This window comes from Kribbella sp. NPDC005582, assembly GCF_040605415.1.
Classification (GTDB): domain Bacteria; phylum Actinomycetota; class Actinomycetes; order Propionibacteriales; family Kribbellaceae; genus Kribbella.
Map to the genome: position 1 here is coordinate 406,504 of NZ_JBEXCU010000001.1, position 25,474 is coordinate 431,977.

Annotated in this window: 28 protein-coding genes; 16 read left to right on the top strand and 12 right to left on the bottom strand. The window is 68.2% G+C overall.

Annotation, left to right across the window (positions count from 1 at the left end):
- Positions 1-17: 17 nt before the first annotated feature.
- Both ABZS29_RS01920 and ABZS29_RS01925 read right to left on the bottom strand, forming a co-directional pair.
- A complete protein-coding gene (locus tag ABZS29_RS01920) occupies positions 18-521 on the bottom strand; it encodes a MaoC family dehydratase (RefSeq protein ID WP_355457630.1) in 504 nt (167 codons plus the stop codon).
- Positions 522-632: 111 nt separating this feature from the next.
- Entirely contained in the window at positions 633-1,166 is a 534-nt protein-coding gene (locus ABZS29_RS01925) for a general stress protein (protein WP_355457631.1), read from the bottom strand.
- Between the two features lie 76 nt (positions 1,167-1,242).
- On the opposite strand from ABZS29_RS01925, the gene ABZS29_RS01930 reads away from it, so the two are divergent.
- Together ABZS29_RS01930 and ABZS29_RS01935 are read left to right on the top strand one after the other, a co-directional pair.
- The gene (locus ABZS29_RS01930; RefSeq protein WP_355457632.1) at positions 1,243-2,352 is read left to right on the top strand and encodes a magnesium and cobalt transport protein CorA; all 1,110 of its coding nucleotides are present in this window, start codon (positions 1,243-1,245) and stop codon (positions 2,350-2,352) included.
- Between the two features lie 221 nt (positions 2,353-2,573).
- On the top strand, positions 2,574-3,605 hold the full coding sequence (locus ABZS29_RS01935; protein WP_355457633.1) for a helix-turn-helix domain-containing protein: 1,032 nt from the start codon (positions 2,574-2,576) through the stop codon (positions 3,603-3,605).
- Between the two features lie 95 nt (positions 3,606-3,700).
- Here ABZS29_RS01935 and ABZS29_RS01940 read toward each other — a convergent pair whose 3' ends face one another.
- Both ABZS29_RS01940 and ABZS29_RS01945 read right to left on the bottom strand, forming a co-directional pair.
- Positions 3,701-4,891 carry an acyl-CoA dehydrogenase family protein gene (locus ABZS29_RS01940; RefSeq protein ID WP_355457634.1) on the bottom strand — a complete coding sequence of 397 codons (1,191 nt, stop codon included), beginning with the start codon at positions 4,889-4,891 and terminating at the stop codon, positions 3,701-3,703.
- Between the two features lie 109 nt (positions 4,892-5,000).
- Positions 5,001-6,647 (bottom strand): serine/threonine-protein kinase, encoded by a 1,647-nt coding sequence (locus tag ABZS29_RS01945; RefSeq protein WP_355457636.1) that lies wholly within the window; start codon positions 6,645-6,647, stop codon positions 5,001-5,003.
- 117 nt (positions 6,648-6,764) lie between these two features.
- Here ABZS29_RS01945 and ABZS29_RS01950 point away from each other — a divergent pair, with 117 nt between their 5' ends.
- Both ABZS29_RS01950 and ABZS29_RS01955 read left to right on the top strand, forming a co-directional pair.
- Complete coding sequence (locus ABZS29_RS01950) at positions 6,765-7,418, top strand: peptidylprolyl isomerase (protein WP_355457637.1); 654 nt, start codon at positions 6,765-6,767, stop codon at positions 7,416-7,418.
- A 14-nt stretch (positions 7,419-7,432) separates the two neighbouring features.
- Positions 7,433-7,798, top strand: a complete 366-nt coding sequence (locus ABZS29_RS01955; protein ID WP_355457639.1) for a VOC family protein — start codon at positions 7,433-7,435, stop codon at positions 7,796-7,798.
- Here the strand turns inward: ABZS29_RS01955 and ABZS29_RS01960 are convergent.
- Complete coding sequence (locus tag ABZS29_RS01960) at positions 7,795-8,754, bottom strand: CoA ester lyase (RefSeq protein ID WP_355457640.1); 960 nt, start codon at positions 8,752-8,754, stop codon at positions 7,795-7,797. The genes ABZS29_RS01955 and ABZS29_RS01960 overlap by 4 nt on opposite strands.
- A gap of 103 nt (positions 8,755-8,857) precedes the next feature.
- Between ABZS29_RS01960 and ABZS29_RS01965 the strand changes: the two genes are divergently transcribed.
- From ABZS29_RS01965 to ABZS29_RS01995, 7 genes are all read left to right on the top strand, one after another.
- Complete coding sequence (locus ABZS29_RS01965; RefSeq protein ID WP_355457642.1) at positions 8,858-9,373, top strand: hypothetical protein; 516 nt, start codon at positions 8,858-8,860, stop codon at positions 9,371-9,373.
- A gap of 24 nt (positions 9,374-9,397) precedes the next feature.
- A complete protein-coding gene (locus ABZS29_RS01970; RefSeq protein ID WP_355457644.1) occupies positions 9,398-10,660 on the top strand; it encodes a CBS domain-containing protein in 1,263 nt (420 codons plus the stop codon).
- Positions 10,650-11,177 (top strand): DUF1003 domain-containing protein, encoded by a 528-nt coding sequence (locus ABZS29_RS01975; RefSeq protein WP_355457645.1) that lies wholly within the window; start codon positions 10,650-10,652, stop codon positions 11,175-11,177. The genes ABZS29_RS01970 and ABZS29_RS01975 overlap by 11 nt, the downstream gene beginning before the upstream one ends.
- 31 nt (positions 11,178-11,208) lie before the next feature.
- Positions 11,209-12,111 carry a zinc metalloprotease HtpX gene (gene htpX / locus ABZS29_RS01980; RefSeq protein WP_355457647.1) on the top strand — a complete coding sequence of 301 codons (903 nt, stop codon included), beginning with the start codon at positions 11,209-11,211 and terminating at the stop codon, positions 12,109-12,111.
- Positions 12,112-12,276: 165 nt separating this feature from the next.
- Positions 12,277-12,840, top strand: a complete 564-nt coding sequence (locus tag ABZS29_RS01985; RefSeq protein ID WP_355457649.1) for a hypothetical protein — start codon at positions 12,277-12,279, stop codon at positions 12,838-12,840.
- 72 nt (positions 12,841-12,912) lie between these two features.
- A complete protein-coding gene (locus ABZS29_RS01990; RefSeq protein WP_355457651.1) occupies positions 12,913-14,061 on the top strand; it encodes an Mrp/NBP35 family ATP-binding protein in 1,149 nt (382 codons plus the stop codon).
- A 28-nt stretch (positions 14,062-14,089) separates the two neighbouring features.
- On the top strand, positions 14,090-14,611 hold the full coding sequence (locus ABZS29_RS01995) for a GNAT family N-acetyltransferase (protein ID WP_355460809.1): 522 nt from the start codon (positions 14,090-14,092) through the stop codon (positions 14,609-14,611).
- Between the two features lie 119 nt (positions 14,612-14,730).
- Here the strand turns inward: ABZS29_RS01995 and ABZS29_RS02000 are convergent, their stop codons facing one another.
- The 5 genes from ABZS29_RS02000 to sigE all read right to left on the bottom strand — a co-directional run bounded on the left by ABZS29_RS02000 (position 14,731) and on the right by sigE (position 19,058).
- The gene (locus ABZS29_RS02000) at positions 14,731-15,069 is read right to left on the bottom strand and encodes a sec-independent translocase (RefSeq protein ID WP_355457653.1); all 339 of its coding nucleotides are present in this window, start codon (positions 15,067-15,069) and stop codon (positions 14,731-14,733) included.
- A gap of 48 nt (positions 15,070-15,117) precedes the next feature.
- Complete coding sequence (locus ABZS29_RS02005; RefSeq protein WP_355457655.1) at positions 15,118-16,632, bottom strand: trypsin-like peptidase domain-containing protein; 1,515 nt, start codon at positions 16,630-16,632, stop codon at positions 15,118-15,120.
- A 78-nt stretch (positions 16,633-16,710) separates the two neighbouring features.
- On the bottom strand, positions 16,711-17,766 hold the full coding sequence (locus ABZS29_RS02010) for a sigma-E factor regulatory protein RseB domain-containing protein (RefSeq protein ID WP_355457656.1): 1,056 nt from the start codon (positions 17,764-17,766) through the stop codon (positions 16,711-16,713).
- Between the two features lie 3 nt (positions 17,767-17,769).
- Positions 17,770-18,381 carry a zf-HC2 domain-containing protein gene (locus tag ABZS29_RS02015; RefSeq protein WP_355457658.1) on the bottom strand — a complete coding sequence of 204 codons (612 nt, stop codon included), beginning with the start codon at positions 18,379-18,381 and terminating at the stop codon, positions 17,770-17,772.
- Entirely contained in the window at positions 18,378-19,058 is a 681-nt protein-coding gene (gene sigE, locus ABZS29_RS02020) for an RNA polymerase sigma factor SigE (protein ID WP_355457660.1), read from the bottom strand. The genes ABZS29_RS02015 and sigE overlap by 4 nt, the downstream gene beginning before the upstream one ends.
- A gap of 206 nt (positions 19,059-19,264) precedes the next feature.
- Between sigE and ABZS29_RS02025 the strand changes: the two genes are divergently transcribed.
- The 3 genes from ABZS29_RS02025 to ABZS29_RS02035 all read left to right on the top strand — a co-directional run bounded on the left by ABZS29_RS02025 (position 19,265) and on the right by ABZS29_RS02035 (position 21,704).
- Positions 19,265-20,281 carry a serine hydrolase domain-containing protein gene (locus ABZS29_RS02025; RefSeq protein WP_355457662.1) on the top strand — a complete coding sequence of 339 codons (1,017 nt, stop codon included), beginning with the start codon at positions 19,265-19,267 and terminating at the stop codon, positions 20,279-20,281.
- A gap of 66 nt (positions 20,282-20,347) precedes the next feature.
- Entirely contained in the window at positions 20,348-20,869 is a 522-nt protein-coding gene (locus ABZS29_RS02030) for a SigE family RNA polymerase sigma factor (RefSeq protein ID WP_355457664.1), read from the top strand.
- Between the two features lies 1 nt (position 20,870).
- Positions 20,871-21,704 carry a hypothetical protein gene (locus ABZS29_RS02035; protein ID WP_355457666.1) on the top strand — a complete coding sequence of 278 codons (834 nt, stop codon included), beginning with the start codon at positions 20,871-20,873 and terminating at the stop codon, positions 21,702-21,704.
- A 42-nt stretch (positions 21,705-21,746) separates the two neighbouring features.
- Here ABZS29_RS02035 and ABZS29_RS02040 read toward each other — a convergent pair whose 3' ends face one another.
- Both ABZS29_RS02040 and ABZS29_RS02045 read right to left on the bottom strand, forming a co-directional pair.
- On the bottom strand, positions 21,747-22,625 hold the full coding sequence (locus ABZS29_RS02040; protein ID WP_355457668.1) for an alpha/beta hydrolase: 879 nt from the start codon (positions 22,623-22,625) through the stop codon (positions 21,747-21,749).
- A gap of 134 nt (positions 22,626-22,759) precedes the next feature.
- The gene (locus ABZS29_RS02045) at positions 22,760-23,653 is read right to left on the bottom strand and encodes an SIS domain-containing protein (protein WP_355457670.1); all 894 of its coding nucleotides are present in this window, start codon (positions 23,651-23,653) and stop codon (positions 22,760-22,762) included.
- A gap of 101 nt (positions 23,654-23,754) precedes the next feature.
- On the opposite strand from ABZS29_RS02045, the gene ABZS29_RS02050 reads away from it, so the two are divergent.
- Together ABZS29_RS02050 and ABZS29_RS02055 are read left to right on the top strand one after the other, a co-directional pair.
- Positions 23,755-24,537: a DeoR/GlpR family DNA-binding transcription regulator gene (locus ABZS29_RS02050; RefSeq protein WP_132410249.1), complete on the top strand. Its 783-nt coding sequence runs from the start codon at positions 23,755-23,757 to the stop codon at positions 24,535-24,537.
- A 152-nt stretch (positions 24,538-24,689) separates the two neighbouring features.
- Entirely contained in the window at positions 24,690-25,379 is a 690-nt protein-coding gene (locus ABZS29_RS02055) for an O-methyltransferase (RefSeq protein ID WP_355457672.1), read from the top strand.
- Positions 25,380-25,474: the final 95 nt, after the last annotated feature.

The window sequence follows — 25,474 nt, forward strand, 5'->3', positions numbered from 1 at the left end:
TCCGACGAATGGTCTGCTCAGGACGCCGGGGTGGGGCGGGCCGGCTGCTCCCCGCCGCGGGCCTCGAGGTAGGAGTTCTTCGGGACCATCACCTTGCGGCGGAACAGGCAGACGACGGTGCCGTCCTGCTTGTAGCCCTTGGTCTCGACGTAGACCACGCCGCGGTCGTCCTTGGACTTGGACTCCCACTTGTCCAGGACGACGGTCTCGCCGTAGATGGTGTCGCCGTGGAAGGTCGGCGCGACGTGCCGCAGCGACTCGATCTCGAGGTTGGCGATCGCCTTGCCGCTGACGTCGGGAACCGACATCCCGAGCAGGATCGAGTAGATGTAGTTGCCGACCACAACGTTCTGCCCGAACTGGGTGGTCTCGGCCGCGTAGTTCGCGTCCAGGTGCAGCGGGTGGTGATTCATCGTCAGCAGGCAGAACAGGTGGTCGTCGTACTCGGTGACCGTCTTGCCGGGCCAGTGCTTGTAGACCGCACCGACCTCGAACTCTTCGTAACTACGCCCGAACTGCATGCCGACTCCTCCTGTGGGTTGGACAAGCCCATGCTGGCGGATCGGACCACTGGGGGCCGTGGTCTGGCTCTCACCGGGCGGAGAGACCTGCGTCACTCCGCCCGGGAAGCTTCAGCTCTGCGGCGGCTGGGACTGCTGCACGGGGTGGTCGGGCAGCCGGGGGCTGACCTCACCCTTCAGCGCCAGCTTGGCCAGGTGGTTGCGCGCCTCCTCGGCGAACTTGAAGTCGCACAGTACGTCGTACGTCGTCGCCACCACCGCGGTCCGGGAGGTGAAGTCGCGGCGGCCGGCCGACTGGGCGTAGCTCAGGCCGCCGAAGACCAGGCCGAAGAAACCGCCCAGCACGACACCGGTGAGCAGCGCGGCCAGCCAGTTCGCGTTCGTGACGGCGCCCAGCAGGACACCCACGAACAGGCCGAACCAGGCGCCGCTGGCCAGACCGGCGGTGAGCGCCCGAGCCCAGGTCAACCGGCCGGTGATCTTCTCCACCTGGCGCAGGTTGTTGCCGACGATGGTCGTGTGCTCGACCGGGAACTTCTCGTCCGAGAGGTAGTCGACAGCGCGCTGTGCCTCCCGGTAGGTGTCATACGTCCCGATCGTCAGACCGCTCGGCCGCGGATCCATCAAGGGCATGCCTTGCGTCATCGTCGTTCCTCTCCACGTGCTTCCACCCCCATCATTGCCGACGGCTGGTTACCGCGTCTTGATAGCCTCGCCGGTGATGGGCGGGCGACGGTGGGACCTGGGCGCGACACGCCGGATGGGACAGATGTTCGCCCGCCGGCCGAGCGGTGACGGCCCGGCCCGGCCGGACCTGGTCGCGAGCGGGAAACTCGACGGTGCCCTGGTCGACTGGGCCTTCTACCGCGACGGTCATCGCGACGAGCGGATCGGCTCTTATACCGAGGCCCTCGGGCGGGCCAAGCGCGGCCAGGGATTCGTCTGGATCGGCCTGTTCCAGCCGACCGACCGCCAGCTCGCGATCCTCGGTGCGGAGTTCGGTCTGCACGCGCTGGCCCTGGAGGACGCGTCGGAAGCGCACCAGCGCCCGAAGCTCGAGCGGTACGACGACACTCTGTTCGCCGTACTGAAGACAGTCAGCTACGTACCGCACCAGGATCTGACCGCCACCAGTGAAGTGGTGGCGACCGGTGAGGTGATGGTGTTCTGCGGGCCGGGCTTCGTGGTCACCGTCCGGCACGGCGAACACAGTGAACTGACCGGCCTCCGGCAGGACCTGGAGACACAGCCGGAGCGACTGGCGGTCGGACCGGGCGTCGTCCTGCACGCCATCGCCGACCATGTGGTCGACCGCTACCTGGAGGTCGCGGACGCGGTCCAGGCCGACATCGACCTGATCGAGTCCGAGATGTTCACCCCGCGCGGCTGGCGCAACATCGACCGCGTCTACCAGCTCAAGCGCGAAGTGCTCGAGCTGAAGCGTGCGGTGGCTCCACTGACCGGCCCGATGCGAGCACTCTCCACTCTGCGGCACCCGTTGATCGCCGACGAGACCCGGAACTACTTCCGCGACGTCGACGACCACTTGCTGCGCGTGAAGGAGCAGGTGATCTCGTTCGACGAGCTGCTCAGTTCGATCCTGCAGGCCGGTCTGGCGCAGGTTCAGGTCGCCGAGAACGAGGACATGCGGCGGATCTCGTCGTGGGTCGCGATCCTCGCCGTACCGACGATGATCGCCGGAATCTACGGGATGAACTTCGACTACATGCCCGAACTACGCCTGAAATACGCGTATTTCGTGGTGCTCGGCGTGATGGTCGTGGCGTGTGTCGGTCTGTACCGATTGTTCAAGCGCAACCACTGGCTTTGATCAAATAGGCCTAATACCACGGCGACACCGGGTCCGGCCAGAGTTGGCAGCCTTCTGCCATGGCCGGGAGTCACGGCCGGTTGGATGGATCAAACGGTTGTGCAGCGATTGGCGGAGTTGATTTACTGCGTGCCATCGCGTTCGGTCAGCAGGCCGCCACAATCTGCGACCGACGGCATCGGGGGATGTCGTGACAGTTTTGCCGCTGGGAGGGCGTTGCCGTGCTCAGAATTCACTTCACACCGCGCGACCTGACGCGCGTCACGGTCGCGACCAGACCCGCGCCGTTATGGGAGGTCCTGCTCAGCCTCCACATGTTGCAGCACTCCGACGGCCGGCTGATCTTCGAGGACTGGCGTCGGCACGTCCGGACGTCGGTCGCTCCGGACCAGATGCGGCTGCTGCTGGAGCTCACCCCGCCGAAGGGCTACTCCCCCGACTTCCTCACGCCGGCCGAGTCCTCGCCGGACTTCGAGACCGCGCTGGAGATCGCTCTGGCGACACCACGCCAGCAGATCCGCGGCCAGCTCGACCTGCTGTCGAAGTACCGTCCGGCCTCGCCGTGGACCCGGGAGCTCGCTCAGGGCGAGCGCGGTTCGCTGCACAAGCTGGGCCGAGCGATCCGGACGTACCACGCGGCCGCGATCGCGCCGTACTGGAAGTCGATCGGGACGCACGTCTCAGCCGACCACGCGCACCGCGGTGAGGCACTGGCTCGGCACGGTGTGGACCGGCTGCTGTCGTCGCTGCACCCGCGGGTGCGCTGGGTGGCGCCGGTGCTGCAGGTGCTCGACATGAACGATCGCGATCTCTACCTGGACGGCCGTGGCATCGAGCTGCAGCCGTCGGCGTTCTGCTGGCAGGTGCCGACGAAACTGCGCGACCCGGAGCTGAAGCCGATCCTGGTCTATCCGATCCAGCACGCACCGGGCATTCTGCGGCAGGCGTCGATGGATCAGAGCGCGTCCAGCGACCCGCTCGGCTCGCTGCTCGGCTCGACCCGAGCGGCCGCCCTGGAGGCCGCAGTCGCCGGCTGTACGACGACCGAGCTGGCGAAGCGCTGCAAGATCTCACCGGCCGCCGCCAGCCACCAGGCGACCGTCCTGCGGGAGGCAGGCCTGATCACCACCCGTCGTGCCGGCGCCTCCGTCCGGCACGAGATCACCCAGCTCGGCATCTGGCTGCTGTCGGGCTACGGCTCCGGCAACACCCGGCACCAGCACCAGCAAGCAGTGCCCCGCCTGACCGCCTGAGGCACTCGACGCCTGCCCGCGCCGCGCGCTGGGCCGACCGGCCCCGCCCCGCCTGTCGACCCAGCGTGCCGCCGGTGCAGGCGTTGGCTTGTGGGCTAGAGCTTGTAGTCCTCCAGCAGGCGGCGGCCGATGATCATCCGCTGGATGTCGGCCGTGCCCTCACCGATCAGCAGCATCGGCGCCTCGCGGTAGAGCCGCTCGATCTCGTACTCCTTGGAGAAGCCGTAGCCGCCGTGGATGCGGAAGGAGTCCTCCACGACCTGCGAGCAGTACTCACTGGCGAGGTACTTCGCGACGCCGGCCTCGAAGTCGTTGCGGGAACCACTGTCCTTCTTGCGGGCCGCCTTCACCATCAGCTCGTGCGCGGCCTCGACCTTGACCGCCATGTCGGCCAGCCGGAACAGCACTGCCTGGTGGTCGGCGATCTTCTTGCCGAACGTCTCCCGCTGCTGGGCGTACGAGATCCCGAGCTCGAACGCCCGCCGGGCCACGCCGCAGCCGCGCGCGGCCACGTTCACGCGGCCGACCTCGACGCCGTCCATCATCTGGTAGAAACCCTTGCCAGGAACGCCGCCGAGGATCTGGTCGGCGCCGATCGAGTAGCCGTCGAAGATCAGCTCGGTGGTGTCGACACCCTTGTAGCCCATCTTCTCGATCTTGCCCGGCACGGTCAGGCCCTTGTCGACCTCGCCGAAGCCCGGCTCCTTCTCGACCAGGAACGTGGTCATGCTCTTGTAGACCGAGTCCTGGCCCTCGTCGGTCTTGACCAGCACCGCCACGAGGTTCGACGAGCCGCCGTTGGTCAGCCACATCTTCTGGCCGTTGATGATGTAGGTGTCGCCGTCTTTCACGGCCTTCGTCTTGATCGCGGCGACATCGGAACCACACCCAGGCTCGGACATCGAGAACGCGCCCCGCACGTCACCGGTGGCCATCCGCGGCAGATACTTCTGCTTCTGCTCGTCGGTACCGTGCTGAAGCAGCATGTACGCGACGATGAAGTGCGTGTTGATGATGCCGGAGACGCTCATCCAGCCGCGGGCGATCTCCTCGACACACAGTGCGTAGGTGAGCAGCGACTCGCCCAGACCGCCGTACTCCTCGGGGATCATCAGGCCGAACAGGCCGAGCTCCTTGAGCCCCTCGACGATCGCCGTCGGGTACTCGTCCTTGTGCTCCAGCTCAGTGGCGACCGGAAGGATCTCCGACTCGACGAACGCGCGGACCGTCTTCAGGATCTCCTCCTGAATATCGGTCAGCCCCTCGGTCTGCTGCAGTCTGCTCATGATTCTCCTCGGGGTGGTGGCCGCTACCGGTGAGTATTGCGGCTTTCAGCATCCCGGGACAGCGCCGACACCCGCTGTGACACCGGCCACCCGATGAGCGTCGCCTACCTCACTCGTCGCCGTCGCCGTTGTCGCCTTGCGGCATCGTGCGGTCCAGCTGCGCGAACCCGATGTAGATCTCGGCGGTCGGCTGCCACTTACGCTCACGCTGCGCGGCGACCAGACGCTCCTTGGCCTCGTCGTAGTTCTTCCGGGCCGCGTTGACGTCACCGCGGGCCAGCTGCTCAGCCGCCTGGTCCAGGTCGCGCGCGGCCAGCCCCGGCGCCTTGCTCTTCGGCTGGTTCTGACCGGGCCACTGCTGCTGGTTCTGGCCGCTCTTGCGCACCTTGTCGGCCAACTGCCGCAGCTGCGCGACCACATGCGGGTACTGGTCAGGCTTCTTCGACGGCTTCTTGGTCGGCGTCTTCGTCGGCTTCTTGGTGGGCTTGGGGGTTGGCGTCGGAGTCGGTGTCGGCTTGGCCGACGCGGTCACCTTCTTCACGGGAGCGGACGGCGTGCCACCAGCCACTGCTGCCGGGTCGCCCTTCACGCCTTCCTTCAGCAACGCAACGCCCACCGCAGCAGCCAGTACGACGGCCATCGCAGCAATCACCTTCGCAAACGGGAAGGTGCGCCGGGGGCGGTCGCGGTGCTGCGCCTCCAGGTGGGGGGCATCGGAGTACGCCGCTCCGGCTTCGGGCGCCTCGGCGTAGGACGCCCCAGCATGGGGCGCTCCGGCATGCGCCGCCCCGGCATGGGTCGCCTCGGCGTGGGACGCTGCGCCGTAAGCGCTCGCTCGAGCTGATTTGGGAGCGGCGGGCTCCTCTTCCCACTTCCCCACACCGAGCACGGCGGCCGGCAACACCTGGGTGGCGTTGCTGACGGGCGGCAAAGCGATTGCTTGGGTTTCGTTGTGGGCCGTCGACGTGAGGAGCTCTGCTACCTCGGTGGCTGAGGCGGGGCGGTCGGCGGGGTTCTTGGCGAGCAGGCGCATCACCAGGGCCGCCAGCGCCGGGGTGACGTCGTTGCGCATGATGGGGGCCGGCGGCGACTCCAGGTGCTGCCGCATGACCGTCTCCACGGTCGTGCCGGTGAAGGGCGGCGTACCGGCGAGGAGTTCGTAGAGGACGCAGCCGAGTGAGTACCAGTCGCTGGCCGGGGTGGCTGCGCCGCCGCGCACCTGCTCCGGCGACACGTACGACGCGGTGCCGAGCAGGACTCCGAGCCCGGTGGTCTCGTTGCCGGCTCGCTTGGCGATACCGAAGTCGGTCATCTTCAGCGTGCCGTCCGGCGCCAGCAGCAGGTTGCCCGGCTTCACGTCGCGGTGCACGATGCCGGCCGCGTGGGCGGCGTCCAGTGCGCGTGCGCCCTGGACCGCGATGTCCGCGACCAGCTTCGCGCTCGGAAGGCCCGCCGTACGCATGAGTTGGGCCAGATCCGGTCCGGAGACCAGCTCCATCACCAGGAAGACGCGGTCACCCGCAGAGCCGACGTCGTACGTCGCGACGACGTTCGGGTGCATCAGCCGGGCAGCGGCCTGCGCTTCGGCCTCGAACCGCGCTACCGCGTCCATCGGGTCGCCGTCGAGACTGCGGAGCAGCTTGACCGCCACCTGGCGCTTCAGAACGAGATCTTCGGCCTGCCAGACCTCACCTGCGCCACCTCGCCCCAACAGGGTGAGTAGTCGGTAGCGCCCTGCCAGTACCTCGCCGTTCACACAAACACCTTCCGCAGCGGACCGACCTACCCTAGGCGGCCCGGGCGATCAGATCGAGTTCAGAGGCAATTCCTTGCAAACCTCTGCGGAACGCGAGCGGAGTATTACCGTGTGCCCATGAAGCGAACGTTTGCCGCTGTGATCGCGGCCACCCTGCTAGGAACAACGTTCACCACCACGGCGTCGGCTGCACCGGTTGCTCATCCGAAGCCTGTTGTCCGGTGTGAGTTCACCCCGACGCCCGAGAACCCGGCCGCCAAGCCGGTCCGAGTGCCGTCGCCGATCGCCAAGGCGCGCGGCACCGTCGACGTCTGGTTCTTCACCAACTACGGCTCGTTCGTGGTCCGGATGGACCGCGCGAACGCACCCTGCGGCGTCTCGAACTTCGTGCACCTGGTGAAGAGCCGGTTCTACGACGCCACCCAGTGCTTCCGGCTGACCAACTCGGCCCGCCTCGGCGTCCTGCAGTGCGGTGACATCTATCGCCAGGAGGAAGGCGGACCGGGTTACAAGTTCCCCGACGAGGTCACCGGCAAGGAGACCTACCCGCGCGGAACCGTTGCCTACGGCAACCAGGGGCCGGGGACGAACGGCAGCGAGTTCTTCGTCGTGCACTCGTTCGCCAACATCCCGCCGAACTACACCGTGCTCGGCCACGTGATCGCCGGCATGCCCACCTTCGACCGGATGGTCAAGGCCGGCATCGCCGACCCGGACCAGGACGGACCGCCGGTCCGCCCGATCCGCATCTTCAAGGTCATCACTGTCTGAGGCACGATGGGGAGATGACCCTGCAGCTGGGGCCGATCGGCCAGATCGCCCGGCCGGTCGGTGACATCGACCGGGCGATCGCGTTCTATGGCGGCGTGCTGGGGCTCCCGCACCTGTACACGTTCGGCGAGCTCGCGTTCTTCGACTGCGGCGGGACGCGGCTGTTCCTCACCGCGACCGGAGGCGCGGGCGCCGACGTACCGATCGTGTACTTCCAGGTGGACGACATTCAGGCGGCGTACGGCGAACTCCGGCAGCGTGGTGTGGAGTTCACCGACCCGCCACGCGTGATCCACACCCACGACGACGGGGTCGAGGAATGGATGGCGTTCTTCCCAGACCCCGATGGTCACCTGCTCGCGCTGATGGCGCAGGTCTAGTCCTCGGGCTTCCAGACGTTCGTGCGGGTCATGCCGGCCGCCCGGCCCTTGGCGGAGATGACGAGGGCCATCTTGCGGGAGGCCTCGTCGATCATCTCGTCGCCGAGCATCACCGCGCCGCGGGCGCCGCCGGCGGCCGAGGTGTAGTGGTCGTAGGCGTCGAGGATGTTCTCGGAGTGGTCGTAGTCGTCCTGGCGCGGCGAGTAGACCTCGTTCGCGGCCGCGATCTGGTCCGGGTGCAGCACCCACTTGCCGTCGAAGCCGAGCGCGGCCGAGCGGCCGGCCACCCGGCGGAAGCCGTCGACGTCCTTGATCTGCAGGTACGGACCGTCGATGGCCTGCTTGCCGTAGGCGCGGGCCGCCATCAGGATCTGCATCAGGATGTAGTGGTAGGCGTCGCCGACGTCGTACCCGGGCGGCTGCTCGCCGACCACCAGCGACTTCATGTTGATCGAGGCCATGAAGTCGGCCGGGCCGAAGATGATCGTCTCGACCCGCGGCGAGGCGGCGGCGATCGCGTTCACGTTGGTCAGGCCGAGGGCGTTCTCGATCTGCGCTTCGATGCCGATCTTGCCCGGCTCGTAGCCGTGCACCTTCTCGATCTGCGTGAGCAGCAGGTCCAGCGCGACCACCTGCTCGGCGGTCTGCACCTTCGGCAGCATGATGCAGTCCAGGTTCGCGCCGGCGCCGCCGACGACCTCGATCACATCGGCGTAGGTCCACTCGGTGGTCCAGTCGTTCACCCGGACCACGCGGACCTTGTTGCCCCAGCCGCCCTCGTTCAGCGCCGCCACGATGTTCTTGCGGGCGTCCACCTTGGCGATCGGCGCGACCGAGTCCTCCAGGTCGAGGAACACCTGGTCGGCGTCCAGTCCCTTCGCCTTCGCCAGGAACCGCGGGTTCGACCCCGGGGTGGCCAGACACGACCTTCTGCTTCGCAGCACCTGCTCAGACATCCGTCGACCTCCACCTTTGGTTACTCACCGGTTCATTCGGCAGCGTACGGCGAAAGGTCCGCTGAGTGCCCGGTGACATCGCTCACTGTGACACCCTGGTGCCGTGACTCGCGAGGAGGCTGTGACAGAGATCGCCACCGTCATGAAGAAAGCCGGACTCGTCTGGCTCTCCTGGGACGGCCGGCGACCAGCACCTGCCTGGTTCGCCACGGTCGACGGCCAGTACGTCGTACTGGCGGATGCTGACGGCAGTGCGGAGCAGCCGCTGCCGGGGCTGGCCGCGGCGGGTACCGCGGAGGTCGTCGTACCGGCTAAGCCGGCCACCAACCGGCTGGCGAGCTGGAAGGCGACCGTACGGCGGCTGCAGCCGGGCACTGAGGAGTGGACGGCCGCTGCGCTGGTGTTGCGCACCGAACGACTCAACGCGGCCGGACTGGATACACAGCTCGAGCGGTGGCGCTCTGAAGCGGACCTGCTGGTGTTGGAGCCCACTGGCGAGATCACTGGCTTCGACGGGGCATCGCCGTACGAGACACCGGCTGCGACACCTGCCACCACGCGGGGGAAGAAGCCGATCACGCTGCACCGGCGCGTCCGTGGGCGTCGCAAGTTGAGCTGAGGCGCTGCGGGTTAGCCTTCGGTCATGAGCGGACCTACACGTGTTTATGTCGCACGGCTGGCCGGTCTGCCTGTTTACGACCCGAACGGCGACCAGGTCGGCAAGGTGCGCGATGTGGTCGCGATGCTGCGGCAGGGTACGCAGCCGCCGCGGGTGCTGGGACTGGTGGTCGAGGTGTTCGCGCGGCGGCGCATCTTCGTGCCGATGACACGGGTGACCTCGGTCGACGTCGGGCACGTGATCACAACCGGTCTGATCAACATGCGGCGCTTCGAACAGCGCGCGACCGAGATTCTGGTGCTGGGCGAGATGCTGGACCGCACTGTCACCATCCGGGAGACCGAGACGACCGGTGTGGTGTTCGACATGGCTATGGAGCAGTGGCGGACCAAGGACTGGGTGCTGTCGAAGGTGGCGGTCCGCGAAGGCAGTAAGCGGTTCCGGCGCCGTGGGCAGTCCCATGTGCTCGACTGGTCCGAGGTCAGTGGGTTCGCTCAGGTCGAGGAGGGCCAGGGGGCGACGCACATCCTTGCTGCGTTCGACTCGATGCGTCCGGCCGACCTGGCCGCCGTACTGCATGATCTGTCGCCCAAACGGCGCAAGGAGATCGCTGCGGCACTCAACGACGAGCGACTGGCCGACGTACTCGAGGAGCTGCCGGAGGACGACCAGGTGGAGATCCTGGCCGGTCTGGACACCGAGCGGGCTGCCGACGTACTGGAGGAGATGTCACCGGACGATGCGGCCGACCTGATCGCGGAGCTGCCGACGGAGACGGCCGAGCGGCTGCTGACACTGATGGAGCCGGACGAGGCCGAGGACGTGCGCCGACTGCTCACGTACGAGGAGCGCACGGCTGGTGGTCTGATGACGTCCGAACCGGTCATCCTGCCGGTGGATGCGACAGTGGCGGACGCACTCGCTCATGTCCGCAACGCTGAGCTCAGTCCGGCGCTGGCGGCGATGATCTACGTCTGCCGGCCACCGCTGGAGACTCCGACCGGACGGTTCATCGGTGTCGGCCACATCCAGCGCCTGCTCCGCGAACCGCCGTCGGAGCTCGTGTCCGCGGCACTGGACACCGACCTGGACGGACTGCGCCCTGATGACAGCCTGACGGCGGTCAGCAAGTACCTGGCGACGTACAACCTGGTGGCGGCGCCGGTGCTCGACGACGAGGGCCGGCTGCTCGGCGCGGTTACGGTCGACGACGTACTGGACCATCTGCTGCCCTCCGACTGGCGTGAATCCGACCAACCGCAGGAGGTGGACCACGATGCCCCGTGACGACCGCAGCACCGACGACCGTCGTACACGCGCCTCCAACCGCCTGGACATCCCGCGGGAACTGCGGCGTACCATCGCCATCCGGTCCGCGTACGACGCGGATGCGTTCGGGCGGTTGTCGGAGCGGATCGCCCGGTTCCTCGGCACGGGGAAGTTCCTGGTCTACATGACCGCGACGATCCTGTTCTGGGTGCTCTGGAACATCTTCGCGCCGCAGAGTGTGCGGTTCGACCAGTACCCGTTCATCTTCCTCACGCTCGCGCTCAGCCTGCAGGCGTCGTACGCCGCGCCACTGATCCTGCTCGCGCAGAACCGGCAGGAGTCGCGCGACCGCGTCCAGTACGAACGCGATCGCGACATCGACACCCGGACCCGCGCCGACATGGAGTTCCTGGCCCGGGAGATGGCGTCGCTGCGGATGGCCGTCGGCGAGGTCGCCACCCGCGACTTCCTCCGCTCGGAGCTGAAGTCGCTGCTGGCCGAGCTGGATCGCGAGAGCCCTTTGGGGCCGCGCTAATCTCGGTGACAAGCCACGGAAGGAGGTCACGATGAAGAGCAGATTCGCGCCCGATCGGGGACTCAGCAGGCGGATGCTCGTGACCAGCTTCCTGCTCGGTCTCCTGTACGTCGCCTTTGTCGCGGCCCTGATCGCGTTGACGAAGAGCGCCGTGCTCGCGGTGGTGATCGCCGGCGGCGCGTTGTTCGTGCAGTACTTCTTCTCCGACAAGATCGCGCTCTACGCGATGGGTGGGCGGATCGTCACGCCCGAGGAGGCGCCGCAGCTGCACGGCGCGATCGACCGGCTGTGCGCACTGGCCGACATGCCGAAGCCGAGGATCGCGATCGCCGACGTCGACCTGCCGAACGCGTTCGCGACCGGCCGGAACCCGAAGAACGCGGTGGTCTGCGTGACGACCGGGATCATGCGCCGGCTGGACGCGGACGAGCTCGAAGGCGTGCTTTCGCACGAGTTGTCCCATGTCGCTCATCGCGATGTCGCGGTGATGACGATCGCGTCCTTCCTCGGCGTACTGGCCGGATTGATCACGCGCTTCGGGCTCTACAGCGGGCTCGGCGGGCGTCGCGACCAGAACACGGCAATCGTCGTACTGACTATCGTCGCGGTGTCTGCCGTCGTCTATGCGCTCTCGTTCCTGCTGACGCGGGCGCTGTCGCGCTACCGCGAGCTGGCCGCTGACCGCGCCGGCGCCATGCTGACCGGACGGCCGTCCGCACTGGCCTCGGCGCTGACCAAGATCAGCGGTGACATCGCCCGAATACCGTCGCGCGACCTGCGCCAGGCGGAGGCGTTCAACGCGTTCTTCTTCGCCCCGGCGATCTCCGGCAAGGGCGTCTCGCTGTCCTCGCTCTTCTCCACCCACCCGCCGCTGGAGACACGCCTGGACCGGCTCGGTGTGCTGTCCCGCGAGCTGGGCGAGCAAGCTGGGTAGGTCTCGTGATCCCGCGCCGTAGCGAGCATGTGCTCGGTGCGGTAGCTCGGTGTGCTGGAGGGGAGGCCTCGATGTTTTTCCATCGTGGTCTTTCCTCCAGTGCGGCGAGGTGCCGTGCCGAGTGCAGCGCAGTAGGCGTGGGGTCACGAGACCTACCCTGGGGCTATGGGCTTCCTCGACATCTTGCTCGGCCGCAGCAAAGCGGTGCCGCCGAACCTGGATCAACTGTTCTCAGTGCCGTCCGCGGCGATCACCCTGGAGACAGCGGGCGGCTATCGCCCGACCGGGGTCGGGTCGGTCTGCTTCAAGGCGGCTGAGGGCGGTGGCTTCTCCGCGCTGCGCGCCGAGGTCGACAACCTGCTCGCCCTCGACAACGGCAAGTTCTCCTCGGTCACCGACTCTTACGGCTTCACCTGGCTGGTGCGCGAGACGACGCCGGACAACGTCGAGGGTCTCGTCACCGACCTGCACGGGGTGAACACCTCGCTCGTCGACGCAGGCTTCGGCCCGGCGCTGCTGTGCACCCTGGTCAACTTCAGCAACGGCACCAACTCGCTCGGCCTGGTCTACCTGTACAAGCGCGGCTCCTGGTACCCGTTCGTGCCCGTCGGCGCGGACCGCCGCGACAACGCCACCGAACTGCAGATCAAGTCCCTGCTGGCCAACGATCTGCGCCTCGAGCAGGACCTGGCCCGCTGGTTCCCGATCTACGGCGCCCCGGGTTTGTAAGGGTTGCCTTGCTGGAGCTACGTCACATGGACCGTGGTCGGGCGGATTGCCGTCAGCACGTAGCCTTGGGGTATGGCTCTCCCCACTGCTGACCAGGTGACCACGGCTCTCGGTGGTGTGCTCGACCCGGAGATCAAGAAACCGATCACCGATCTCGGCATGGTCGAGTCCGTCGCCGTCCGCGAGGACGGTGTGGTCGCGGTCCGGATCCTGCTGACCGTCGCGGGCTGTCCGATGAAGGACACGCTGCGCCGCGACACGACCGCCGCGGTGAGCAAGCTCGACGGCGTCACCGGGGTCGAGATCGACCTCGGCGTGATGTCGGCCGAGCAGCGCACCGCGCTGCAGACGCAGCTGCGCGGCGGCGTGGCCGAGAAGGAGATCCCGTTCTCCCGCGCGGACTCGCTGACCAAGGTCTTCGCGATCGCCTCCGGCAAGGGCGGCGTCGGCAAGTCCTCGGTGACGGTGAACCTCGCGGTCGCGATGGCGCGCCAGGGTCTGTCGGTCGGCGTCCTGGACGCGGACATCTACGGGCACTCGATCCCGGCGATGTTCGGCGTCGCCGACGAGCGGCCGACCGCGGTCGACGACATGATCATGCCGGTGCCCGCGCACGGTGTGAAGGTGATCTCGATCGGCATGCTGAAGCCGAAGCGCGACCAGGTGGTCGCCTGGCGCGGCCCGATCCTGGACCGCGCACTCGTCCAGATGCTCGCCGACGTCTACTGGGGCGACCTCGACGTCCTCCTCCTCGACCTGCCGCCCGGCACCGGCGACATCGCGATCTCGGTCGGCCAGCGGCTGACCAGCGCCGAGGTGATCGTCGTGACCACCCCGCAGGAGGCCGCCGCCGAGGTGGCCGAGCGCGCCGGCACGATGGCCCAGATGGTGCACCAGCGCGTCGCGGGCGTCATCGAGAACATGTCCTTCCTGCCCTGCCCGCACTGCGGTCCCGAGCACCGGATCGAGATCTTCGGCAGCGGCGGCGGCACCCGCGTCGCGGAGACCCTGTCCGCCCGGCTCGGCTACCCGATCCCACTCCTCGGCGAGGTCCCCCTGGACGAGCGCCTGCGCAGCGGCGGCGACCTCGGCCAGCCGCTCGCTCTCGCCAACCCGGACACCCCCGCCGCCCAGGTCCTCGAAGGCATCGCCGCCAAGCTCGGCGGCAAGCCCCGAGGCCTCCTCGGCCGCCAGCTGGGCCTGAGCCCTGCCGGTCGCTGACGTCCTCCTGACCACACCGCGGCTCCGGCTGCGGCTGTGGCGCGAGGACGAAGCCGACCGGATCGCCACCGCCCGCACCAACCAGGCGACCGCACACTTCCTCCCGTTCATCCCCCAGCCCTTCACGGCGGAGGACGCCCGGTTCTGGCTACGCGACCTGGCCGACCAACGCGCCGCCGGCACCCGCTACAACTGGTGCCTAGCCGACCGCCAAACCGACCTAGGCCTCGGCAACCTCACCCTCTTCCGCCTGGAACACGGCACCGGCGAGCTCGGCTACTGGCTCCACCCCGAAGCCCAAGGCCAAGGCCTCATCACCGAGGCCCTGGCACGCGTCTCCCGCTGGTTCTTCGACGAGTACGCCGGCCAGCAACTCCTGATCAAAACCGCGAGCACAAACCGCGCAGCCCGCCGTACGGCTGAACGCGCCGGCTTCTCGTTGCTACGCACCGAACCAGACAAGTACAAACTGGCAACCGGCCCAGACGCCCTCGCCATCTACGAACTGACTGCGCCCGTCGCTCCACCTGCCGAAGAACAGGACGTATAGGTCAACTGCGGATCGCCGCCACGCTCATCCTTGGCTGTGTGGCGGGCCAGCGGACGTATACGTCCTGTCCGTCGGGCGATCGGCAGTGGGTGGCTAAAGGGTCCGCCCCCGGCTTCGGGTCAGGTGGACTCGGGGTCGTACGGCGGTTTGGCGCCGGCGGGGAGACGTTGGGGGGCGTCGGCGAAGTCGGTGGAGACCGGCTTGTCGTCGAAGTCGTCCGTGCCTTCGAGGAGGTGTTTGCGGACGAAGTTGCGCGGGTTGAGGTCCTGCAGGTCGAGGTCGGCGAACTCGGGACCGAGTTCACTGCGCAGGTCGTTCTGCGCGTTGCTGACCATCTGCCGGACCTGGCGGAGCAGGCGGCCGGCGGTGCGTGCGAACTCCGGCAACCGATCCGGACCGAAGACGAGCACGGCGACGATCGCGATCACGACCAGCTCGAGCGGCCCGATGCCGAACATCCGTTCACCTCACTTCTCGTTCCCGGGCACAGCGTACCCGAGCAGGTGTCAGCCGAACTGCTGGCCGAGCGTCACTGTCGCTTGGCGCGGACGGCCGGCGCGTTCGTAGACCAGGCGGACGGTCTCGCCCGGCTGGTGGGTGCGGATCGCCACGATCAGCGACTCCGCGGTCTCGACGGGCTGGTTGTTGATTTCGGTGACTACATCGCCGACTCGCAGCCCGGCCCGGGAGGCCGGCGATCCGGCGCCGACCGAGCTGACTCGGGCGCCGCCCTCGAACTGCATGTCGATGGTCGCCCCGATCACCGGGTACGTCGCTTTGCCGTTCGCGATCAGCTGTTGAGCGGTCCGGCGGGCCTGGTCGATCGGGATCGCGAACCCGAGCCCGATGTTGCCGGTCTGACCCTCCTGTGCGCCGCGCACGGCGGCGATCGCGGAGTTCACGCCGATCACGCGGGCGTTCATGTCGACGAGCGGTCCGCCCGAGTTGCCGGGGTTGATCGCCGCATCGGTCTGCAAGGCGTTGATGTACGACGCCTGGTCCGTGCTGTCGCCGGCGGTCACCGGCCGGTTCTTCGCCGAGATGATGCCCGAGGTGACCGTCCCGGCCAACCCAAGCGGCGAGCCGATCGCGACCACGTCCTGCCCGACGATCGCGAGGTCCGAGCGGCCGAACTGCACCGACGGAGCGTCCAGCCCGATCACCTGGACCACAGCGAGGTCGTACGCCGGGGACCGGCCGACGAGCCGAGCGGTCTGGGACTTCCCCTTCTCGGTGATGATCTGGATCGAACCGCCCTTGGCGGCCGACTCGACCACGTGGTTGTTGGTCAGCACGTGACCGGCGTTGTCGATCACGAACCCGGAACCGGTCGACTGCGAGTTGTCCGAGCCCTCGACGCGGAGCTGCACGACGCTCGGCAGCAGGCTGCTGGCCACCGCTGAGACCGATCCACTGCGGATCTTCGGGTCGGTGCCGGTCCCAACCGGTACGTCGGGCTGCTCGGTGATCGGGCCGTTACCGCCGTTCAGCGCGACCACGGTGACTGCGGCGCCACCGCCGGCCAGCAGACCGACGACGAGCGCGACGATCGCCGCGATCAGGATGACCCGGTTGTCGAGCTTCTTCGGCGGCTGACCCGGCGTGTAGGCGCGGGCCTGCTGCACGTGCCAGTCCAGCGGCGGCGGAGGCACCGGGCCCTGGTAACCGGGGCGCTCGGTCGGCCAAGCCTGGCCCGGGTAGACAGGCCGGAAGGCGGGCTCCTGCACTCCGAAGCTGCGCTGGGTGACCGAGCGGAGCGGCTGCTGGCCGGCTGACTGCCCTAGCGGCTGCTGGCCCGCCTGCTGCATCGGCTGCCCGGGCGGCTGGAGCGGCTGCTGGGCCGTCTGCTGGCCTGGCTGCTGGGGATCGGGCTGCGAGGAGCTGGTGGTCTGGCGTAAGGCCGAGTCACTGCGCGGCGGCGCGAGCGGCGTGGTCCCGGTCCCGGGCGCAGGCGGCGTCAGGCCCGACAGCGGGGCGCTGGGCGTTACCGGGGTGCTCGGTTCGGCGTCGTTGGTGCTCACGTGATCGCCTCACTCGTGATCGGAAGACATCGGCCGGGGCCACTCCCGAGAGTAGCCGGGAGCACCATCCGTCTTCGATTATCCCAGCTTGGGGGAAAGCGCACCCATTGGAGTGAGCCACGTCGCGATTCGGGCCAGTCCGCTGCCGATCCGCTGGACCGCGCTGAGGTGCACCGGGAGGTCGTGCGGGAAGGACTCGACCACCTTGCCGAGGGCATCCGGCGGTACGTCGCCGATCAGCGTGTAGACGATGCCGCCGGACGACCAGACGACGTACGACGGCATGCCGTAGCGGACGTAGACGCCGGGGGTGCGGGTCTGCGTGAAGCCGGCGACAGCGGCCGGGTCGAGCGCACCGCGCTGCTCGAAGACGGAGACGTTGAACAGGCCGTCGGAGTACGAGAACTGCAGCGAGTTGTTGGTGGTGTCCTGATGGACGTCGTACAGCTTGAGGGCGGCGGGCAGCTCAGCGCTGCAGACCCAGCCCTCGGAGCGCAAGTGGTCGACCTTGCCGAGTCCGAGCGGCTCCACACCGTTCGGAGTCATCGGCGGCAGGTGCCCGATGAACTCCGACTGCTCGATCGCGAGCTCGGTGAACACGGTGGCCCGGACCATCGTCTTGCCGTCCGCACTGAACAGCTGGCGCTGCAGCAGCAGCCCGGTCGTCTTGTCGATCCAGAACCGCGCGGCCAGGGTCTTGTCGTCGCGCTGCGCCTCGACCACGACTGCCGTCCGCCCGATCAGGTCCGTGCAGCAGTCGTAGACCAGCTTGTACGTCGCTTGGAGCAGCGAGAGCGGTCCGCCGTCGATGGAGGCGTCCGTCCTGGTCGCCCGCTGCACGAAGGCCTTGGCGCCGGGCGACGACGAGGGACCGACGACACTGATCTCCGAGCCCTGTGTCGCCACGTGCACGATGTCGAGCATCGCCGAACTGGCGCCCTGCGGCCCCCAGGCGGTGATGATCTGGGTGCCGTGGTACGAAACCTGGTTCGGCGCCGCCGCGGCGCGCTCGAGCCACGTCACGGCCAGCGGGGAGTCCTCGTGGTCGATCGCCGGTACGGCGGCAGCAGGCAGCGGCAGGCCGATACCGATCAGGGCGGTGCTGACCAGGACGGCGAGCCGGTTCAGGCTCACGGATCAGCGCCCGGTGAGGGCCACCGGCTGCAGCGTCGAGCTGAACCCGACGTATCCGGACCCGTTGTACGAGTTGAGCACGGCCACCGGGTCGGCGAACGGCGCCCCGCCCGTGGTGCTGGCGTGGTCGGACGAGAAGCTGGTCATCGGCGGCTGTAGCGCCGGCGGCTGGTCCGAACGGGCCGGATCGCCGACGACGAACGCCGTACCGAGAAGTGAGGCGACTGCCGCTGCGGAGCCGGCCGCGCCCAGGACGCCTGCACGGCGGCGGGAACGCGTCGTCCGGGGTGCACCCGGGCGGCTGGCGCCCGTGCGAGCAGCAGGGAAGGCCGAACGCTGCGGGAAGAGCGTCGGGGCCGGTGTCAGGACCGGGCGGATCTCTTCACGCGGCTCGGTGGCGAACGACGAGACGCCCATCAGTCGCTGCATCAGGTCGGTCGACGGATCCGGCGCCTCGAGGGCGGCCATCCGGGCCTTCAGCCGGCGCTGGGCGTCGACCTCGGCGCGGCAGGTGTCACAGCCGACCAGGTGGCTCAGGACCTTGTCCCGCGAGTCATGGTCGAGTTGTCCGTCGACGACGGCACTGAGCTTGTCCATCGGGTGCTGAAGGGTCACCGGTACTCACCTCCGGAACTCTCACCGAGCAGTCCGTCCACGGACGGGCCGCTGATCCGGGTCTGACCGGGCCGCGGGGCCCGGTGCTCCAGATGCTTGCGCAACATCGAGCGGCCGCGGTGGATCCGGCTGCGGACCGTCCCGAGCTTCACGTCCAGCACGTCGGCGATCTCGTCGTACGTCATGCCCTCGATGTCGCAGAGCACAACCGCCGCACGGAAGTCCTCCGGCAGCGAGTCCAAGGCGCCCTGGACGTCGTGGTCGAACAGGTCCGAGTCGAGCTTCTCGGCCGGGCCGTCACCCTTGGCCGGCAGCCGGTCGTGCGCATCCTCGGGCAGGCCGTCGAAGCGGATCCGCTGCTTGCGGCGGGCGCCGTCCAGGAACAGGTTCGTGGTGATCCGGTAGAGCCAGCCCTCGAAGGTGCCCGGCGTGTACGACGACAGCGACCGGAAGACCCGGACGAAGACCTCCTGGGTGAGGTCCTCCGCGTCGTGCTTGTTGCCGGTGAGGCGGTAGGCCAGCCGGTAGACCCGGGCGGAGTGGGTGCGGACGATCTCGTCCCACGAGGGCAGCGTCTCTGGCACCTGGACCGCTGGGCGCACGGGGGCGGACGGCGTGTCGAGCGGCTTCACCGCAACGCCTCCCTGGGTCCTCTCGGCAATGAGCGTGAAGGCCATGGTGCCTCGGTCACCGTCCTCTGCGCACGTCGGGAGCACCCGGGTTCGACCCTGAGTTGCTGGTACGACGGCTCAACGCGGCGCCCTGGCCGGAAGTTCCCGGCCGCTGCCTTCACCCTCTCGATACTAGGTTGGGTTATCCCCCCACCGGATTCGGGGGTTGTCCTCATAGTGGACGAGGTGCCGGAATTCATAGCGTTCTCGGCATGAACCTCACCGCCTTCGTGGCCAGCGCCGTACTGGCCGTCTCCCCTGTTTTTCCCGCCGCTGAGCTGCAGCAGATCGTCGATTCGGGCGGCGCATCCACCGCCGTACTACGCGTCGGCGACCGCGCGGGTGCTGCCGGACCGATCACTCCGGATGCGTACTTCCGGATCGGAAGTGTCACCAAGACGTTCGTGGCGACGGTGATCCTGCAGCTTGTCGACGAGAAACGGGTCCGGCTCGACGATCCGATCGAGCGGTATCTGCCAGGCGTCGTACCGGATGGTGAGCGGATCACCGTGCGGCAACTGCTCGACCACACCAGCGGGATCTACGACTACGCCCACGACCCGGGGTGGTCCACCAACCGATGGCGAGGCGATGACCGCTTCCGCCACTACGAACCTGAGCAACTGCTCGAGGTCGCCTTCAGCCATCCGCCGTACTTCGAACCTGGCGCAGGCTGGCACTACTCCAACACGAACTACATCGTCGCCGGGCTGCTGATCGAGCGCGTCACCGGCCGCTCGTACGGCGAGGAGATCGTCCGGCGCATCGTCAGACCGTTGCGGCTGGTCCACACCAGCCTGCCCGGGGACCGGCCCGGGCTGCCGGAACCACACGCTCCCGGGTACACCTCCGTCGACGGCAAGCTGGTCGATGCGACGTGGATGAACCCGTCGCTGGACTGGGCGGCCGGCGAGATGATCTCCACGACGGCTGACATCAACCGCTTCTTCGAAGCGCTCTTCGCGGCACGGTTGACCAGCAAAGCCGCCTTGGCCGAGATGCGGCGCTACGTGCCCGCTACCGATCTGTTCGACTACGGGCTCGGTCTGCAGCGCTTCCGATTGCCCTGCGGGACCACCGCCGAGGGGCACAGCGGCGAGATCCTCGGCTACACGACGTACTCGACCCATACCGGTGCCACCCACGCGACGTTGTCGTACAACCCGTTGCCCGGAGGCGACCCCTCCAGCGCGGTGATCGCTCTCTTCACGGCGATCCACTGCGATTGACCCGAACCGGTGTGACATTCGGAGGAGGCATCGCATCGAAAGGAGTGACGCCAACCGAGGAGAACGATGCCGAATCGCAGTGGGTCGAGTCCGGAGCAGGAGTTCGAGGAGTTCGCACTGGCGCGGACGGCTCAGCTCTACCGCTCGGCGTGGTTGCTGTGCGGTAGTCACCACCAGGCAGAGGACCTCGTCCAGGAGACGCTCGCCAAGCTCTACGCACGATGGCGACGGCCGTTCGGCCGGATCGACAATCCGGCGGCCTATGCGCAGACCACGCTGACCCGGACGTTCCTCGGCGGGAGGCGGCGCCGGAGCTACGGCGAGAAGCCGTACGCCGACGTACCGGAGCAACTGGTCGACGATCCGGCCATCCGGACCGACGTGCGACTGGCGCTCCGGGCGCTACTGGCCGAGCTACCTCCGGCTGACCGCGTGGTGCTGGTCCTGCGCTACCTCGAGGACCTCAGCGTCGACGAGGTCGCCGACCGGATGGGTGCCTCGCCGGGCGCGGTGCGCAACCGCAGTATGCGCGCACTCGAACGGATCCGCGGGCTGGCCGACGACTCACTGAGAATCGGGAAGGACTGACATGCACGACGACAAGACGGCCACGGACGACCGCGTCACGACGCTGTTCCACGACACCACGGCGGAGGTCGAGGTGGACGTCGCGGCGCTGGTGCGCGGCGGGATCAGCCGTGGCCGCGCCAAGCACCGCCTGCACACGGCCGGTACGGCGTTCGCCGCGGCGGTCGGCGTGGCCGGCATCGTCGGGGTCGCGGTGACCGTCCCAGGACTGGGCAGCGGCGGAAGCGGAGTCGCTCCGGCCGGAGCCTCTGTACCGGCCACCAGCACGACGGCGAGGCCCTCCACGAGTACGACCGCAAAGCCGACCCATCCCAAGAACAATCCGACGGGCAAGCCCACCAATGTGCCGCCGCCGGCAACGGCGGACATCCCGGTCCGGGCGGCTGACCTGCCCGGACTGTTCGCCCAGATCTACCCGGGCAAGATCACCCAGGCCGAGAAGCGCACCGGCCGGATCATCGACGACGGCAAGCAGAACCAGGTCGCCCACTTCCTGTGGAAGGGCTACCTCACGTCTGTCATCTTCAGCGCCTATCGCGGCACTCCGGCCGAGCACTGCGAGGAGATCCGCCAGGATGCGAGGCTCGCCGGCCGGCCGCCGCTGACCTGCGCCGAGCGCCCGGACGGGACCTTCCTGTTGTCGGCTTTCGGCCGGGAACCCGCAGTGGACGGCGGCGGCAGCGGCACTGAGGCCATCCTGGTCACCAAGGACCACTACGTGATCGAGATCCTCTCGTACACCTACGCGCGCAAGGGCGGACCGAACCTCAGCTCGCAGGCGCCCCTGAGCGAGGCCCAGCTCAGGCAGGCGGTCACCAGCAAGGTCTGGTTCTAGCCTCCGAGGCCCGGCCGCTTCGTGCGGCCGGGCCCGGCCGGCTCAGAACGGGCAGGTCGAGCGGTACTCCTCGACAAGCGTGCTCGGCGCCGGTCCAGGGCAGACGAACTGCTCGTAGCGGGTGTCGTCGTCGATGAAGCGCTTCAGCCAGGAAATGCTGTACTTCGCGATCGTCGTGTTCGGCGAGGTCGGGGCGGAGTGACTGGCGTTGTTCAGCTCCAGGTACGCCTTGTCGAGGGTGGCCGGCAGGCTCGTGTAGAACGGCTCGGAGTGACTGCTGACCGGCGCGATGGTGTCGCTCTCGGCGCCCACGATCAAGGTCGGCACAGACACCTGCGACCAGTTCTTCGTTGTGTTGTAGGCGGTCAGCGGGACGATGGCCTGCAGTGCGGGCCGGTCCTTGGCGGCCTCGAGCGAGCCGCCGCCACCCATCGAATGTCCCATCGCACCGAGCCGGCTCGCGTCGATCCGAGTCCGGACCGAGCTGGTGGTGGTGAGGTAGTCCAGCGCTGCCAGCAACTGGTCACCGCGGCTGGCCGGCGAGTCGTAGCGGGAGAGGGTGTCGATCGTGATGATCACGAAGCCCTGCGAGGCGAGCCGTGGTCCCAGCCAGGCGACACTCGACTGAGTCGCGGTGAAACCGGGTGAGATGGCCACCGCACCGAAGGTGCCTTCGCTGGTGCTGGTCGGGTAGTAGATGGTGCCGCCGCCGAAACCGCGCGCCCCGGAGGCCGGGACGGTCACGGTCGCGGTGGCGAAGGGGCCTCGCAGGGCTTCGATCGAGGCGTTGGTCGGAGCCGGACCACGTTCGTACGGGTTGGCGGCCAGCGAGGCGGCTTGGCCGGTCGACGGGGTCAATACGGCGGCGGCGAACAGGGTTGCGAGGAAGATCTGCAGCGGACGGCGGCGGAAAGCGCGCACGGCAACTCCTTCGGTGGGCGGGGCGGTTGAACCGCCTGTCCACCGAAGGCCTACTCGGCAGTAAGGCGATTCACTGCGCCAAAGTAATCACTCGACTACCTTGCGTCAACGCCCGGCTACGAAGCAGGTTCTACTCAGGGCAGGATGACCGAGCGGGTCAGGCTGCGCGGCTGGTCCGGGTTCAGACCGAGCGCGAGAGCCTTGGCGACGGCCACCCGCTGGGCGACGACCAAGGAGGCCATCGGGTCCAGCTCCGCATGGTGAACGATCGTGGCGCCGGTGGCGGCGACATCGTCGAGCAGGCCGGTCGGCGCCTCGCCGAACACCCAGACGCCGCGGCCGGGCTGCGCGATCGCGATCGGACCGTGCCGGTAGTCCATCGCCGGGTAGGCCTCGGTCCACGCCGAAGCAGCCTCGCGCTGCTTCAGGGCCGCCTCGTGGGCGAGACCGACGGTCCAGCGGGTCCCGACGTACGTGACCTGCTCGAGCTTGGCCAGGTCGTCCACGTCGATGCTCAGTGCGGTCTCCGCATCCGCGGCCGCCTGCTCGAGATCCTGCCCGAGCGATGCGCGCAGCAGCCCCAGCGTGGTGGTCGCGAACCGGGTTTGAACAACGGACTGCTCATCGGCGAAGTCCAGCATGATCACGTGATCGGCCAGCTCGACGATCGGCGACCCCGGCGTCGCGGTGATCGCGACGGTCGGCAGGTCGGTCGACCGGATCAGGTCGAGCACCTCGGTCGTCGTACCGGACCGGCTGATCACGACCACGGCGTCGTACGCGCGGTCCGCGGGGAACTCCGAGCCGGCGAAGGCGTCGGTCTCGCCCTGGCCGAGGTCCTCGCGCAGGGCGGCGTACGCCATCGCCATGAACCAGGAGGTGCCGCAGCCGACCGCCGCGACACGCTGGCCGGCTTTGGGCAATGCGTCACCGTACTGCGCGAAACTGCTGCCCACCCGGCGCCAAAGCTCAGGCTGGGTGGCGATCTCAGCGGTCACGAAAGGGCTCTGGTCGGGGGTCTGGGTCATGTCGTCTCCGGGCTTGTCATGGTCGAAACTGCTCGAACGTGATCGAATGGTGCCAACCGGCCGCCATCCGGCTGACCGATTGTGTGAAGGAGGAGCCCCGGGTGAAGCGTTATGAACGCCTCAACACCTTGCTCGAGTCGCTCGCCGAGAAGGGCGCCATCGACGTCGACGAGCTCGCCGAGCAGTTGCACGTGTCCGCGGCGACGATCCGGCGCGACCTCGACCACCTCGGCAAGCAGCAGCTCCTCACCCGGACCCGGGGCGGCGCCGTCGCCAACGCGGTCTCGTACGACCTGCCGCTGCGCTACAAGACTGCGCGTTTCGCGTCCGAGAAGCAGCGGATCGCGCAGGCCGCGGCCACGCTGGTCCGGCGCGGCATGGTGATCGGCATGAACGGCGGTACGACGATCTCCGAGGTGGCGCGCACGCTGGCGACCCGGCCGGAGTTGTCGGCCGAACACGGCGAGCCCGCGTTCACGCTCGTCACCAACGCGCTGAACATCGCCAACGAGCTGATCGTCCGGCCGCACGTGAAGATGGTGCTCACCGGCGGAGTGGCCCGGCCGCAGTCCTACGAGATGATCGGGCCGCTGTCGCACCGGATCCTCGCCGACCTGTCGCTGGACATCGCCTTCATCGGCGTCGACGGGATCGACGAGACCGGCGCCACCGCGCACCACGAGGGCGAGGCGAACATCAACCAGCTGATCGTCAGCCGCGCCGCCAAGGTCGTCGTGGTCGCCGACTCCTCCAAGCTCGGCCAGCGCGCCTTCGCCCGGATCTGCGAACTGAGCGAGATCGACACCCTCGTCACCGACGCCCAGGCCGACGAGAGCCAGCTGACCGTCTTCAAGGAAGCCGGCATCGACGTCATCCGCGCTTAGCCGCATCTCGCCGTACCTCCTGTCCTCAGGTGAGCTCTGTCTGTCTAGACCGATCATATCTGATTGCGCGCTTGTTGTAATGAGCAGCTTTGCGCAATCTCCGCGCGGGAGGCGAGGAAACCGCACCGGGTGCCGCTAGGCTTCTCGACAGCATGAGCAGCGCAGCAGCGGATTACCCCGCAGACCCACGGGAGGGCATCATCGCCACCGGCATCGACCCGAGCTCCTGGGCGTACGCCGAGGACTACATCGGAGACGACGAGGTCGTCACCGGTGCCCGGGCGAGCGCTGCCGACAGTGGTATCGCCGCGATCGGCTCCGGTTCGGCGACCGCGCTGAGCCTGCTCGCCGCCACCGTCGGCGCCAAGGCCGTCGTCGAGATCGGCACCGGCACCGGCGTCTCCGGCCTGGCCCTGCTCCGCGGCATGCGCACCGACGGCACCCTGACCACGGTCGACCTGGACGCCGAGAACCAGCGCCTGGCCCGCAAGACCTTCCTGGACGCCGGCATCACCTCGAACCGCTTCCGCCTGATCGCCGGCGCCGCCCTCGACGTCGTCACCCGCCTCACCGACGGCCACTACGACCTGGTCTTCTGCGACGCCGACCGCCGCGAGAACACGGCGTACCTGCACGAGGCGCTGCGCCTCCTCCGCCCCGGCGGCATCGTCATCTTCGCCGGCATCCTCGCAGGAGGCCGAGTCCCCGACCCAGCCCACCGCGACCCCGACACCACCGCCCTGCGCGACCTCATCCGCGCAGTCCGCGAAGACGACAACCTCGTCTCCGCCCTCCTCCCCACCTCGGAGGGCCTCCTTACCGCCACCAAACGCCTCAAGTGACGGATTAATACGCTAAAGAAACCCACAAATACGCTAAAGTGGCACTCCATTAGCGTATTTGTGGGTTTCTTTGGGGGTTTCATGCGCTCGTTCGC